This window comes from Vibrio sp. V33_P6A3T137 (assembly GCF_009904835.1).
Classification (GTDB): Bacteria; Pseudomonadota; Gammaproteobacteria; order Enterobacterales; family Vibrionaceae; genus Vibrio; species Vibrio metschnikovii.
On the sequence record NZ_WXWK01000083.1, the window covers coordinates 40,805 to 54,728 of the forward strand.

The 13,924-nt window shown below is 44.3% G+C and carries 13 protein-coding genes; 3 read left to right on the forward strand and 10 right to left on the reverse strand.

The window, feature by feature from the left end; genetic code table 11:
• Nucleotides 1-198: 198 nt before the first annotated feature.
• From hemB to CAG60_RS08290, 7 genes are all read right to left on the reverse strand, one after another.
• The gene (gene hemB, locus CAG60_RS08260; protein WP_202598549.1) at nucleotides 199-1,179 is read right to left on the reverse strand and encodes a porphobilinogen synthase; all 981 of its coding nucleotides are present in this window, start codon (nucleotides 1,177-1,179) and stop codon (nucleotides 199-201) included.
• 435 nt (nucleotides 1,180-1,614) lie between these two features.
• A complete protein-coding gene (locus CAG60_RS08265) occupies nucleotides 1,615-2,589 on the reverse strand; it encodes an alpha-L-glutamate ligase-like protein (RefSeq protein ID WP_040904245.1) in 975 nt (324 codons plus the stop codon).
• A gap of 1 nt (nucleotide 2,590) precedes the next feature.
• Nucleotides 2,591-4,099 (reverse strand): inactive transglutaminase family protein, encoded by a 1,509-nt coding sequence (locus CAG60_RS08270; RefSeq protein ID WP_154167941.1) that lies wholly within the window; start codon nucleotides 4,097-4,099, stop codon nucleotides 2,591-2,593.
• Nucleotides 4,100-4,107: 8 nt separating this feature from the next.
• Nucleotides 4,108-4,860 (reverse strand): ATP-dependent zinc protease family protein, encoded by a 753-nt coding sequence (locus CAG60_RS08275; protein ID WP_154167943.1) that lies wholly within the window; start codon nucleotides 4,858-4,860, stop codon nucleotides 4,108-4,110.
• 156 nt (nucleotides 4,861-5,016) lie between these two features.
• Complete coding sequence (cmoB, locus tag CAG60_RS08280; protein ID WP_004395101.1) at nucleotides 5,017-5,988, reverse strand: tRNA 5-methoxyuridine(34)/uridine 5-oxyacetic acid(34) synthase CmoB; 972 nt, start codon at nucleotides 5,986-5,988, stop codon at nucleotides 5,017-5,019.
• Nucleotides 5,989-6,104: 116 nt separating this feature from the next.
• On the reverse strand, nucleotides 6,105-6,833 hold the full coding sequence (cmoA, locus tag CAG60_RS08285; RefSeq protein ID WP_161438709.1) for a carboxy-S-adenosyl-L-methionine synthase CmoA: 729 nt from the start codon (nucleotides 6,831-6,833) through the stop codon (nucleotides 6,105-6,107).
• Nucleotides 6,834-7,008: 175 nt separating this feature from the next.
• Complete coding sequence (locus tag CAG60_RS08290) at nucleotides 7,009-7,911, reverse strand: DUF72 domain-containing protein (protein ID WP_161438722.1); 903 nt, start codon at nucleotides 7,909-7,911, stop codon at nucleotides 7,009-7,011.
• Nucleotides 7,912-8,234: 323 nt separating this feature from the next.
• On the opposite strand from CAG60_RS08290, the gene aspS reads away from it, so the two are divergent.
• Both aspS and CAG60_RS08300 read left to right on the forward strand, forming a co-directional pair.
• Nucleotides 8,235-10,010 (forward strand): aspartate--tRNA ligase, encoded by a 1,776-nt coding sequence (gene aspS, locus CAG60_RS08295; protein ID WP_161438710.1) that lies wholly within the window; start codon nucleotides 8,235-8,237, stop codon nucleotides 10,008-10,010.
• Nucleotides 10,011-10,179: 169 nt separating this feature from the next.
• Nucleotides 10,180-10,758 (forward strand): thymidine kinase, encoded by a 579-nt coding sequence (locus CAG60_RS08300; protein WP_161425134.1) that lies wholly within the window; start codon nucleotides 10,180-10,182, stop codon nucleotides 10,756-10,758.
• A gap of 206 nt (nucleotides 10,759-10,964) precedes the next feature.
• On the opposite strand, the gene CAG60_RS08305 is transcribed toward CAG60_RS08300, so the two are convergent.
• From CAG60_RS08305 to CAG60_RS08315, 3 genes are all read right to left on the reverse strand, one after another.
• Nucleotides 10,965-11,594, reverse strand: coding sequence for a YdcF family protein (locus CAG60_RS08305; RefSeq protein ID WP_161438711.1), 630 nt, complete (start codon nucleotides 11,592-11,594; stop codon nucleotides 10,965-10,967).
• Nucleotides 11,587-12,417 (reverse strand): NAD-dependent epimerase/dehydratase family protein, encoded by an 831-nt coding sequence (locus tag CAG60_RS08310; RefSeq protein WP_161438712.1) that lies wholly within the window; start codon nucleotides 12,415-12,417, stop codon nucleotides 11,587-11,589. Before CAG60_RS08310 ends, CAG60_RS08305 begins: the two co-directional genes overlap by 8 nt.
• A gap of 127 nt (nucleotides 12,418-12,544) precedes the next feature.
• Nucleotides 12,545-12,781 carry a TIGR02647 family protein gene (locus CAG60_RS08315; protein ID WP_004395108.1) on the reverse strand — a complete coding sequence of 79 codons (237 nt, stop codon included), beginning with the start codon at nucleotides 12,779-12,781 and terminating at the stop codon, nucleotides 12,545-12,547.
• A 251-nt stretch (nucleotides 12,782-13,032) separates the two neighbouring features.
• On the opposite strand from CAG60_RS08315, the gene focA reads away from it, so the two are divergent.
• Complete coding sequence (gene focA, locus CAG60_RS08320) at nucleotides 13,033-13,875, forward strand: formate transporter FocA (protein WP_004395109.1); 843 nt, start codon at nucleotides 13,033-13,035, stop codon at nucleotides 13,873-13,875.
• Nucleotides 13,876-13,924: the final 49 nt, after the last annotated feature.

Sequence of the window (13,924 nt, forward strand, 5' to 3'; positions counted from 1 at the left end):
TTATAAAGTTCGAAACTCATTTTTGGACAAAAGTGTTTCAGCCAGAATGGGCTGAAACCTTAAAGCTTTAAACATTTGAATGCGAATATGCCAACTCTGAAAATTGAATAATGTGGACAAAGAACATTCCTTTAGTCCACAGTTTTGGTATAGTAGAGAACTTATGTTAATTATTGAAATTCATAGCCAAATACTCAGCTAAATTTCTTCACTTAACCATGTCGCATACTGCTTGGTATAGTAGCTGACAATTAAATCTGCTCCAGCTCGTTTTAGCCCAATAAAAGTTTCGTTCACCACTGACTTTTCATCGAGAGCACCAGCCAGAGCCGCAAATTTAATACTCGCATACTCTCCACCTACTTGATAAGCAGCTAACGGTAAATGAGTCTCTTGTCTTAAGCGGGAAAGCACATCTAGATAAGGTGTACCTGGTTTGACCATAAGAATATCAGCACCTTCAGCTTCATCAAGAGAAGCTTCGAGTAAAGCTTGTCGACCGTTGGCATAGTCAAGTTGATAGCCTTTCCTATCACCATTGAGTCCACAATCTACTGCCGTCCTAAATGGCCCGTAAAAGGAAGAAGCAAACTTTACTGAATGTGCCAAAATTGCCACGTCATGATAACCGACGGCATCAAGGCCCAGACGAATCTCTTTTACTTGACCATCCATCATTGATGAAGGAGCTAACATATCAGCACCCGCTTGAGCTGCTGTTAAAGATTGCTTAACCAAGTTTTCAACCGTAAGGTCGTTACACACGTTATTATTTTTTATTACTCCACAATGCCCATGAACAGTATATTCACAGAAACAGATATCTGGAATGACCATCATATCTGGTACAGCAGACTTTATTATTTTAATCATACGTGCAAGTAAACCATGATCATTCCATGTGTCGCTTCCTTGCGCATCTTTAGTATGAGATATTCCAAAAGGCATCACATAGCGTATACCTAAAGCATGAAGTTCTCGAACCTCATCCGCTAAATGACACTCTGGGATTCTGCTTATGCCAGGTAGAGTAGAAATTGGCACTGGTTGCTCTATATGTTCCTCGACAAATATAGGATGAATTAAATCACCTAGTTGTACATGATTTTCTCTTAATAAATCTCGCATAGCTTCGGAACTTCGGAGGCGTCTTAGACGTCGTGATGGGGCAGTGTTCAAAATACCATATCCTAATTTAAGTGACTCAATGTAAAGGTTTGTTAGTCAGCACTTATGATTTCTCTTTAGTAACAAATCACTTTTTGATTTAAAAAAACATTTTTTTACTCTGCTCTTCAATACAAAACTAGTCAATAGTTATGTCAGAAATGAGGTGGCAGCCCACAACGCAATACTTTTCTGTATTCAGGCTTCGTATAACTTTTAGTATGGAAATATATGTCTTCAAAATTTAAAAGAGTATTTGCACTAAACGATTTCGGGGCAAATCTGCGTTACGGTCATTGCCCTTCAGTATGGTTCTGGATAAAACCTTGTCAGAGTACAAGGTAAACTACGACAAAAAATCATCGAAAAGTTTCGAACTTTATTGTCAAGCTGCAAACTTAGTTGTCCACCGTCAATTGAATGGCGGTAATCACCATCTAATGAGTATTACCCGTTTTTTAGCCCAAATTGTTTCGCGGCATAAGCCACTCGCTCGGCTGGTGTTGGATAAATCAGTGGTGATCCGATGCTTTCAATATGCTGTAACCTTGGTAGTAAGCCAGCACCATTAGCGGTTTGAATCGCTAATCCTGGACGAGCATTGAGCTCAAGCACCATCGGACCTTCTTCTTTATCAAGGACCATATCAGTTCCAATATAACCTAAACCGGTCATTTCCCATGCACTGGCCGCTAAGGTTAATAAGCGTTCCCAATGCGGTACCGTAAGCTCAGATAATGATCTTCCGGTATCGGGATGATGGGTCACTGGGCGATTGAACTGTACAGCACGTACCGCTTTACCCGATCCGAGGTCAACGCCCACTCCCACCGCTCCTTGGTGTAAGTTAGCTTTGCCATCTGAAGCAGAGGTAGAAAGCCGCATCATTGCCATTACTGGGTAGCCTTTAAAGACGATGATCCGTACATCGGGAACGCCTTCATAGCTGAAACCATCAAAGCAGTCATCAAATTTGATTAGGTTTTCGATCACGGCAACGTCATTTTTACCACCCAGCGAGAAGAGACCAGCTAAAGCGTTACTGACGTGTCGTTCCACATCTTCTTTATTAATGGTCGAGCCAGAGGGCTTGGTGTAAATGCCATCTTTGTGTGAGGTGATGACTAAGATACCTTTGCCGCCACTGCCTCGTGCCGGTTTGATAACAAAGCCCGGCCACTCTTTGACCATCTCGTGAATGCGCCTAACATCGCCTTGGTTGCTGATCACGCCAATCAGCTTTGGCACCGTACAACCTGCGCGTTGAGCAATCAGTTTTGTTTGCAGCTTATCGTCAACCAGAGGGTATTTGGAGCGATCATTATAGCGACCAATATAGCTATGATTACGCTTATTCATACCCATGATCCCCTTACGGCGTAGCTTGAAAGGGGAGGTGTATTCAGAAAGAGAAAAAAACATATTAATCTCCGTCTACCAAGGGTTTAAAGCGACGCAGTTCGGTTAAGCGATAACCAGTATACGTTCCCAATAATAAAATGCCTGCTAAGACAATTAACTGTAATCCAATAAAGTTGAAAGTTAAGTGCTGTACATAAGGGTTAGTCATGGCTAAGTAAATCAGCACGGCAGTCAATAACGAGCCACCACCTTGCAGAATCACTTCTTTAGCGCCTTCCTCTTCCCAAAGGATAGACATTCGTTCAATGGTCCAAGATAAGATGATCATTGGGAAGAACGTAATCGTTAAGCCTTCGGTCAGGCCGATTTTGAATGCGACGACAGTAAACATTGAAATGATTAAAATCACCGAGATAATCACCGCCGATATTCGGGCGACCAGCAATAAGTTTAACTTAGAGAGATAGCTACGAATGATTAAGCCTGTGCCGACAATCAATAAAAACCCGATGATCCCCGTGGTTAATTGGGTCTGGACAAACGCGACGGCAATCAAAACGGGCATAAAAGTTCCCGAGGTTTTTAAACCAATGATCACACGTAAAAATACCACAATCAGTGCGCCGATAGGGATCAGCATAATATTTTTAAACATCGCTTGTTCTTCAAGCGGTAAGCTATGAATGGATAGGTTTAATAATCCATCGGCACTGACTTTACTATTGGTGGCTTGTTGAGGAGAGACATCTTGCGCAATCATCGTGAAATGCACTTGGCTGTTTTGTCCACCCATCACATCAAGTAAAGAAACATTCGATTCATCCCACACCAACAAATTCGGTTGAGTCGGTTGAGTGCCAGTTTCTGGATTAAACAGCACCCATTTACTGCCGTCCCAGACTTGATTCATATGTTGGATCGATTGACGCCGACGTCCGTCTTCTAGGCGAATGACGCCAACCACTTTATTAGGAATTTGTGCATACGAAAGGAGTTTTTGCGCCGCGTCGACTTTACTCATTTTATTGAGCAGCAATGCGGCGTTTTGATTTTCTGCTTCGTTGAGCGCTTTAATCAGTTCGCGAGTAAAGGTAACGTCATCCGCTGAACGACGGTTAGCCTGCTCAATAAGCGCGATGGCTGAGGTTTCATCTGGACCGTCAAATGTGGGTTTAACCATCGGTGCGCTTGGCGGGAGAGGAATCGCGTTCGCTTGTGGATCCACCAAGAACTGAGTTTTGTAATAAATGGTCTGTGGACCTTTGGCCTGACGAATGGTCCACTCTGCACGTCGGCCACTTTCTGTAGTGACATAAGAGATACCGTAACCCGGAGAAGAGGCATTCTCTCCAATCAACGTAAAGCCATCTTGGGTATGAGGAGCGGCGAGAGAGACTTTGACTTCCCGACCTTGCGCGTTAAATTCAATTCGCGCTTCAATGTCCCAGACTTGGCGAGTTTCACCGGGTGTCCATGGTACACCATAGCTTTGATGACGCATGACACTTAAAGTAATCCCCACCACAATTAACAACAATATGGATAGATAAAACGGAATTCGTGACGTCATAATGGGCCTTATTTTACTTTAGTTTCTGTCTGAATGTATTGACGGCTTACATCCACCACGGCGATATCGCGAATAAATTCCCGACCTAATAAAATAGGATGGGTCATTTGTGAACGATCAGCGAGGGTAAATTGAGATTTTTGATGAATAGGCCCCAATTTCACCCATAATTCGACCACAGCACGACGCTCTGTTTGCTCGTTGGTCGCTTGACGAATACGAACATAACGGAGAATAGGCGCTTCTATCCAATTGCTATCGTCTTTGACGCTATTATCACCGGTGAGGTGAAAACGTACCCAATTCTTGCCATTGCGTTCAAACTCTTCAACGTCGACGGCATTCAGTGAAGAAGTCGCTGCGCCAGTATCAATTCGAGCATCAAACGATTGTTTAATACTGTCGATGGTCACGCGTTCGATTTCACCTAATACCAGATCCTGACGAGGGATAGTTTGAGTGGCATTGACCGTGGCGAGGGAATCAGCGGATGGTGATGGTTCACTGATGATGATCGGTCGGTTGGCGAGGTCTTTTAACTCGTACATTTCATTCTGTAAGCTAGAGACTTTACCTTCAAGGCTATCGATATAATCCATCTGATTGCTGATATGGAGTTCTAAATTAACGATTTTATTAGCAATGTTTGACTCAGATTGGTGAAGTGCGGCCAGCGTAGCCTGATGATATTCATCCCCCTTTAATAGTGTGCAGCCTGAGAGTAGGCTCAGTGCAACGATGGGAGCTATTCGCTTAAACATTGGCAACCTTATTGTTATGTGATGGTTTCATTCGTTATACCCTCGATGACTTAAAGGACGATCGGTGACTTTAAGTCATCGATCAGCGCCCGAGGGCGCTAATCTCATCCGTTAGGGTAGACGTATCCGTAGCCTGACGAGTTAAGGCTGTGTCAATTATGGTTTCTGAGCAATTAAAATTGCTCGACGTGGCGCTGGATAACCTTCCACGGTTTTACTTGGATCGTTATTATCAAGGTAATCGGGGAGCGAATTATGAGTCATCCACTCGGTACTGCGTTGCTCATCTTGTGAGGTAATGTTCTCGTCGACAATCCGTACATCCACAAATCCGACTTTTTCTAGCCAGCCTTTTAATGCCAGCGCTGATGGGAAAAAGTACACATTTCGCATCTGGGCATAGCGGTCAAAAGGCACAAGAACCGCATTTTCATCCCCTTCAATCACCAGAGTCTCTAAGACCAATTCACCCCCACTAACCAGTTGATTTTTTAATTGGATGAGGTGATCTAATGGTGAGCGACGATGATACAATACTCCCATACTAAATACAGTATCAAATGCTTGTAATTCAGGGAGTTGTTCAATACCAAGCGGGACTAAATGGATACGTTGATCGTTATCCATCAATTTTCGAACGGCTTCAAATTGGATTAAAAACAGTTCAGATGGATCGATACCCATCACCTGATACGCTCCTTCGCCGAGCATACGCCACATATGGTAACCATTACCACAGCCGACATCCAATATTGAACGCCCCTGAAGGGGTGAAATGTGAGGTAGAAGACGATCCCATTTCCAGTCGCTGCGCCACTCGGTATCGATATGAATGCCATGCAGTTGATAAGGACCTTTGCGCCATGGATGGAGCGTTTTTAATAGACTGGTTAGTTTTTTTTGCTCACCTTCAGGCAAGGGGTGTGTATTGCTCACCGACACCGACTCTTTTAAGTCAATATGATCAGGACTGGCATCCGAGATTTTTTTTAAGGCGCGTAGCCAGCGTTCCATATCCCCATGAGGTTTCGCCTGCCATTCAGCAAGCTGCTTGGGTAACACTTCTAACCAAGGCTGTAAGCGGGTGTCTTGCGCAATGCGCTGATAAAGTGGACCAAAATTAAACATAATCGTCTATTCCTAACTAGTACAAACCCACGATGGTAGAGAACCCATATCTACCTTGCAGGAAAAAAGCGTGGTTATTATTTGAGGTAATCATGCCAAGTCAGCACACGATGGGATTATTTGATGGCGAACATCGACCCAAAATTAAAGCATTGGAACCACATTTCGTAGCTCGAAAAGCCTAAGGCTTTGAAGCGTGCTTTGTGGGCTTCTATTGAGTCTGGGCGCATCACATTTTCAATTGCACTGCGCTTTTGGCTAATCTCTAATTCGCTATAGCCATTAGCACGTTTAAAGTCATGATGTAAATCGATCAGCAGCTCGTGAGCCGTTTGATTAGGGAAAATAAACTTTTCAGAAATAATCAATATTCCGCCACTACGTAATCCAGCATAAATATTTTCCAGTAGGCGATAACGATCGTCAGGGGACAAAAATTGCAGTGTGAAGTTAAGCACCACCACAGAGGCATTGTCGATCTGAATATCACGAATGTCCGCTTCGATAATCTCGACTGGCGTATCAGAACGGTAAGCATTCACGTGCAATTTACACCGTTCTACCATCGCCGATGAGTTATCGACGCCGATAATTTTGCACCCTTCTTGTTGAATATGACGACGCATGGATAAAGTGGCAGCGCCTAATGAACAGCCAAGATCATACAAATTAGAGTGTGGCTTAGCAAAACGTTCGGCGAGCATGCCAATCGCGGAAATAATATTACTGTAGCCCGGAACGGAACGCTGAATCATATCGGGGAACACTTCAACCACTCGCTCATCGAAGGTAAAATCACCGATTTTATCGATAGGAGCGGAGAATATGGTGTCTTTGTTGGCCATGAGTAACCCTTATACACACTTGATTTTACCTGTCCTTTTATCATCACGACGCGAATAGAAATGAGCGCTCGCTAACATCGAGGAATAAAATGACGGGTTAGATAAAAAAGTGCCGTATTTTATGAAAAATTTACTGGTCTGTCATTATATACCCAGAGCTAGTGACAAAACATCGTCAAAATATCGACATTTGTTGACTGTTTTGGGCCGGAAATGGAGCTAAATCGGGTAACGTTGTTTGTTTGGCGATTCCATCGGCAATAAGCGCAAGTTGGACGCTGGTTTGTAATTGCCGATACAAATCAACCGCGAGTTCTGGGGCATAAAAGTTATCCGGCGTATGAATCATCAGATAGGGTTGTTTTCCGGCGGCGATCCATTGGGGTAACTTTTGTAGCCAAGGATTAAAAAAAGCATCATTCGCGGTTAAATCAGGATGGCCGATAAAGCGAATCATGGGGTTATCGGCAGTGGCTAATGCGTGGACGGGCACTTTCGGCTTTTTCTTTTGTGCATCAATAATGGTTTCGTTGCTTGGCTCGGCGGCAAAAACAGGGCGGCTATCCATGATAATTCGATTGATCCCCTCTTCAATCAGCCATTGGTTAAAACGGCGCTCTTCTTCACCTTTAGCAAAATAGTCACGATGGCGCACTTCTACCGCTAATGGGAAATCTTTGGGGAAATAGCGGCAAAATTTTTGTAAATGACTCAACTGAGCGGTACTAAACGAAGCCGGCAGTTGTATGGTCCATAAACCAATTCGTTGATGCAGTGGAGCCATTAATTGTAAAAACTGTTTGAGTTCACCTTGGCATCCAACCAACTGATGTTGGTGGGTAATACTTTTCGGTAGCTTAAATGTGAAACGGAAATGGTCATGGGTTGCGGCTCGCCAATTATTCACCGTTTGTGGCGAGGGCGACGCATAAAACGTCGTATTGCCTTCGACGGTGTGAAAAACGGTTGCGTAGTGCGCTAAACGATCGGCCGCTGAACTACCCGAAGGATAAAAGCGCCTTTGCCAGCCGGTATGTGACCATAGGGTCAGTCCTAGACGTAGTGGTAAGTTTGTCATCGTCACGGTTTATTTGCTTCTTACTTCAAGTGGTTTGGTCATTGCTGCGATGATGAGTTTTTTCTTGTTGGTAAGCATGAGTTCTTTGAAGAATACGTTATTTTAACGTTATAATCAGCGCCAATTTTATTACTGTTGATGCTTTGTACATATTTTGCTGAATTATTGTACGGAAAAGGCAGGGCAGAAGAAAACACAGCAAAATTGTATTCTGGAAGGTCGATTTTCAACTTTTTTCAGCGTATAAATGGAATCATGCGCCGTAGCTAACATTATCTGCGGCTAGGAATAAGATGAATTAAATAGAGGTTGGGAATTTCATTATGCGTAGCCATTATTGTGGTCACCTGAACAAGTCCCTTGTTGGACAAACAGTAGAACTTTGCGGTTGGGTTAACCGCCGTCGTGATTTAGGCGGTCTGATTTTTATTGATATGCGAGATCGTGAAGGTATCGTTCAGGTTGTTGTCGACCCCGATATGGTGGATGTGTTTAACATTGCCAACCAAGTGCGTAATGAGTTCTGCATCAAGCTAACGGGTGAAGTCCGCGCTCGTCCAGACAGTCAAATCAATCAAGATATGGCAACGGGCGCAGTAGAAGTACTGGCTCAAGATTTGCAGATCATCAACCGTTCAGAAGCCTTACCTTTAGATTCCAACCAAAAGAACTCGGAAGAGCAGCGCCTAAAATACCGTTATTTAGATTTGCGCCGCCCAGAGATGAGCGATCGGATTAAGCTGCGAGCCAAAGCGTCAAGTTTTGTCCGTCGCTTCCTTGATACACATGGCTTCTTGGACATTGAAACACCGGTATTGACCAAAGCAACACCAGAAGGTGCGCGTGACTATCTCGTCCCAAGCCGAGTGCACAAAGGCAGTTTCTATGCTTTACCTCAGTCTCCTCAGTTATTCAAACAGTTACTGATGATGTCTGGCTTTGACCGCTATTATCAAATCGTTAAGTGTTTCCGTGATGAAGACTTACGTGCCGATCGCCAACCAGAATTTACTCAAATCGATATCGAAACCTCATTTATGACGGCGGATCAAGTTCGTGCGGTTACTGAGCAAATGATTCGTGAGATGTGGTTGGAGCTATTGGATGTTGATTTGGGTGAGTTCCCCGTCATGCCGTATAGCGAAGCGATTCGTCGTTTTGGTAGTGATAAACCTGATCTACGTAACCCAATGGAACTGGTTGATGTAGCGGATTTACTGAAAGAGGTCGATTTCAAAGTTTTCTCGGGTCCTGCCAATGATGAAAAAGGTCGTGTTGCTGCGCTTCGCGTTCCTGGTGGTGCAGCGCTATCGCGTAAGCAAATTGACGAATACACCGCGTTTGTCGCTATTTATGGCGCGAAAGGTTTAGCGTGGTTGAAAGTCAATGATCGCGCTGCTGGTTTGGAGGGTATCCAATCGCCAGTCGCTAAATTCCTAAATGCCGAGATTGTGCAAACAATTATTGAGCGTACTCAAGCAGAGAATGGCGACATCATTCTTTTTGGCGCTGATAATGCCAATGTTGTCGCGGAAGCGATGGGTGCTTTACGTCTTAAAGTAGGCAAAGATTTGGCCATCACCAACGGGGCAACTTGGGCACCATTGTGGGTTGTTGATTTCCCTATGTTTGAAACCGACAGCGAAGGCAATGTTGCGGCAATGCATCACCCATTCACTGCACCATTGAATATGACGGCAGAAGAATTAAAAGCCAGCCCAAGTAATGCGTTGTCTAATGCTTACGATATGGTGTTAAACGGCTATGAAGTCGGTGGTGGCTCTGTTCGTATTCATGATGCGACCATGCAATCAGCGGTATTTGATTTGCTGGGTATTGATGAGCATGAGCAACGTTTGAAGTTTGGCTTCTTGTTGGATGCACTAAAATACGGCACACCACCACACGCTGGCCTTGCGTTTGGTTTAGACCGTTTAGTGATGCTGTTGTGTGGAACGGAAAACATCCGCGATGTGATTGCTTTCCCGAAAACGACCGCAGCGGCTTGTTTATTGACGGATGCTCCAAGTGTCGCTAACCCAGCCGCTCTTGAAGAATTAGCGATTGCCGTGACGGCAGCTAAAGAAAAAGCACAGTAAACGATGGTTGTTTGATGATAAGAAGAGGGTGGCTTTGAGCCGCCCTTTTTTATCGTAGAAATGAACCGTTAAGCTCACGAACAAGCCTTATCGTTGCTAATAAGCATCCACATTTGATGAGGGTTTGCTACAATGGCGCGCTTTTTAGTTTTAATAGGAAACCTCCCCGTTGGCTCAGATGTATTTTTATTACTCCGCAATGAACGCGGGTAAATCAACCACCTTGCTGCAATCGTCGTTTAACTACCAAGAGCGGGGCATGACTCCGGTGATTTTTACTGCCGCGATTGATAACCGCTTTGGTGTTGGTAAGGTCAGCTCGCGTATTGGCCTTGAAGCGGATGCTCATCTGTTTGATGACACCACCGATTTATTGCACGCGATCACTCAATTAAATACCGAACAGAAACGCCATTGTGTACTGGTTGATGAATGCCAGTTTTTAACTCGCGAGCAAGTGTATCAGTTAACGGAAGTGGTCGATAAGTTAGATATTCCGGTACTTTGCTATGGTTTGCGTACCGACTTTTTGGGTGAGCTGTTTGAGGGAAGTAAATATCTGTTATCGTGGGCGGATAAATTGATTGAACTGAAAACCATTTGTCATTGTGGTCGCAAGGCGAATATGGTGATCCGTACCGATGAGCACGGTCAGGCTATTTGTGAAGGTGACCAAGTCGATATTGGTGGTAATGATCGCTACGTCTCGGTATGCCGTCAACATTATAAACAAGCGCTTGGGCGTTGAGTTCTGTTCGCGATATTCCTTGCCGTCAATCATCTCAGTAGACGAGGGGCAAGCCTTCATTTGCCCCTAATATACCCTTCCTACTTGAAGCTGCAGCGGTGTTGGCTACGTTCGTTCACCCCAATCACATAGTTTGCCTATGCTCATGGGGATTTACTCACTTGCCGCCTACCTGCAACTTCAACTCGTTTGGGTATAATGAATGTTTAAAACAACCGCTTAAGGGCTTGATAAGCTTGCTGTACTTCATCTGGGATCGATTGGGGAATCTGAAAACCCTGCGCAGGGTAATCCAACAAACGTTGAAAATCGTCCAGTAAGGCGTGGAGTACTACATCGAGCGTCAGGGATTCGGTCAAGTAATCAAAAAAATCTCCGCCAGAAGAGGTCACTTGCAAAGAAGTTAACGTTGCTGGCCACTGTTTAGTAAAGGTCGCGAAAGCGCGTCGCTCCATATATGGTTTATGCACAATCAGTAAACGTTGAGCCTGAATACCTTTCTCACTGAGCAATTGATGACTCAAACACACATTCTCACCACTATGGGTGGCTCGGGTTTCTAATAAGATCGCAGAACTGGGTAAGCCGCACTCTTTAGCGACCATCGCGAATGTTTCAGCTTCACTGTACTCAAATAAATCTTCCGTAAAGCGCCCTTTATCCCCAGAAAAAAGCACCCACGGTGCTAGTCCTCTTTGGTATAAATCCGCGGCCACTTCGGCAACGCGTATATCATTACTACCAGGGACAACGATCACATCAGCAGGTTTTAACTCGTGTCCCATTTGCATAAACTGCCACAGAGTTTCTAAATGTTGATAAAGACGTTTACTCATAACCGTGCAGCGCCTCTAATGTATTAGCGTAGTGAAAATGAAATCCCATCGTGATCAGCTTATCACTGACAATTCGTTTATCGGGTAAATGAACAATCGGTGGTAAAGGATGAGGTGATTGAACCGCAGACAAAGCCGCTCGGTAAAACTCGGCTTTACTGACCGTTGTCGGCGTAGTGACATTGATAATGTGGTTGTTAACCTCACTCAGCGAAAAAGTAATCGCTTGTAAAACATCATATTGATGGACCATATTGGCGGGCGCTTGATCGCTGACTTGAGAAAGACGAAGCGCAAAGCGAGCAGGGTGGCGATTGGGACCGATTAACCCACTGCAACGCAAAATAGCATACTCGATACCGCTATCGATAACGGCTTGTTCGGCGCAGAGCATGATTTTGGCTTTCTCTGAAAACATAGAGTTTTGTTCACACTGAACCAAAGAGGCATCTTCTTCACGCATCGTTTGTGCTTGGTCAGGATAAACACTGGTTGAGCTGATCATGATAATTTTGCGAATGCCCGCTTGTTGTGCTGCGTTAACTAACGTTTGCCAGCTTGCTTGGTAGTCGGTGCCGTGGCCTTTGCGAAAACCGGGAGGAAAGCAGCCAATCAACGCATCGCATCGAAAGGTCAATAATTCTTCGGCAAGTCTAGAGGCTTCTGGTAATTGACAAACAAACCCCTCCACGCCTTGTGCGTGCAATTGCTCAACGCCTGATAGGCTGGTGCGGCTGGCACAAACGTAATAATTTTGTTGTTTGAGATGTTGAATCAGTGGTTGGCCCAGCCAACCTGCACCGATAATGGCGATACGTTGCATACAATTACCTGTTGGATAGTGGTTGTTAGGAGCTTGTCACTGAGAGAGCAATAACGTTAACTCCAAAGCCATCGTGAATGATGAGCCGAAAGTTAACGTTATTATCGCATGGTTTGATGGAAGAAGATTAAGCGTGAGTTAACACGTGCAAAAGACGTTGGGTAAGTTCGGCCATTTCAATCCCTTCGTGAGTCAAATAACCACCATCGGGTAAGCTGCATAAGCCTTTTTCATGAAGTCGCTGTGCAGCGGCTTGGAGTGCTTCTGGAGCATCGCTGTGTACTTTTATACCCGTTGCTGCGCTGCTGACATCAAATTGAATAAGCAGGTTTAATTCATCAAGGTGCTGTGGAGAAAATTTCATCGTAAACCCTTACTATGGTTGATTTAAATTCACCTTAATCGTCGAAAGAAAAAGACGCAATCATAAACATAGAGAACTGTTATCTTAATCCATTATGGGCTTTTTTTATGCAGTTAAAGGAAGGAGAAAGAAGCTGCGTGAGGTAGGCTTTAAAACATTTTTGGTAAACATCAATAATACCCCTTGAACAAAAAAGGAAATGGAGCGATTATCCGCCACTCTTTTACCTGTATCAAAATGTAACATTAATTATGGATCTGAACCAGTTCGACTCTCTGCTTCCTCCACAAATGGCGGAACGTGCTGCCGTCACCGGAGAAAGTAAAGCCACTAAACCTATGTATAAATCGTTTTTACTGGCGATTTCTGCAGGCATTCATATTGGTATCGCTTTTGTGTTTTACACCGTGGTTACCACGGGCGCACAAGATATTCCCTACGGTATTGCTAAGCTGATTGGCGGGATAGCCTTTAGTCTTGGATTGATTTTGGTGGTGATTACGGGGGGAGAGCTCTTTACCAGCTCTGTATTGACCTTGGTCGCCAAAGCGAGTGGGAAAATTTCTTGGCCACAGTTAGTCAAAAACTGGATCGTGGTCTATTTTGGTAACTTATGTGGTTCTGTTTTATTGGTTGGGATCATGTTATCAACCAAGCAGTTTATGGATGATGGTGGACAACTCGGTTTAAATGCAATGGCGATTGCCGAGCATAAGCTGCATCATGGTTTTCTGCAGGCTTTTTCTCTTGGTTTGATGTGCAATATTTTGGTCTGTTTAGCCGTATGGATGACTTTCAGTGCTCGCTCTTTAACAGACAAAGTCATGGTACTCATTTTACCCGTAGCGATGTTTGTTTCTTCTGGGTTTGAACACTGTATTGCTAACATGTATCAAGTGCCGTTAGCCATTGGCATCAAATACGTGGCCCCTGAGGCTTTTTGGCAGATGACTGGGGCGAATATCGCCCAGTATGCCGACTTAACCATGATGAACTTCATTGTCGATAACTTAATTCCTGTTACCTTGGGCAATATTGTCGGTGGTGGTGTGTTTGTGGGGATTTGGTATTGGTTAATTTATCTCAAAGAGTAGGTTTTTATCGTTGGGCTGGTTATCCACATTTTCTGTGGATAAGTGCTTT